The sequence below is a fragment of the Spongiactinospora gelatinilytica genome, assembly GCF_003236385.1.
In the GTDB taxonomy this organism is placed as follows: domain Bacteria; phylum Actinomycetota; class Actinomycetes; order Streptosporangiales; family Streptosporangiaceae; genus Spongiactinospora; species Spongiactinospora gelatinilytica.
Genome location: NZ_POUA01000949.1, coordinates 1 through 381 on the forward strand (window position 1 = coordinate 1; position 381 = coordinate 381).

General features: G+C 75.6%; 1 protein-coding gene. It reads left to right on the forward strand.

Going from position 1 to position 381, the window contains the following annotated elements; translation table 11 throughout:
• Positions 1-10 precede the first annotated feature (10 nt).
• A partial coding sequence (locus tag C1I98_RS40185; protein ID WP_146607994.1) for a hypothetical protein occupies positions 11-381 on the forward strand: 371 nt, incomplete at its 3' end.

A 381-nucleotide genomic window follows, 5' to 3' on the forward strand; every position in this document is an offset into this window, starting at 1 on the left:
CCCCACATCCGTGCCCTCGCAGCGCGAGGGGCGGGACCGCGAGGAGATCGGCCTGGCCCCGGTACGGCCCTCGGGCCCGCCCGGCCCGCGTCCCCGGCTCGCCGACACCGGCCGCCGGGCCAAGGCCAAGACGGTGGACCCGGAGCGGCCGAGGTTCGAGCCGCTGTGGCCGTACACCGAGCGGTTGCCGCAGATGCGAGACGCCAAGCCCATCATGCGCCCGGCGCGGCGGTCCGACGTGCTCGGCACGGCGCTGACCGCGGCGCTGCTGCTGTCGGCCATCCTGGCGGCCCGGATCAGCCACACCAGACGCGCCCGCGAGGAACACCCCGAGTCGATGCCCTTCGACCCCGTACGGGCCCGCAACGGCCACCACAAACT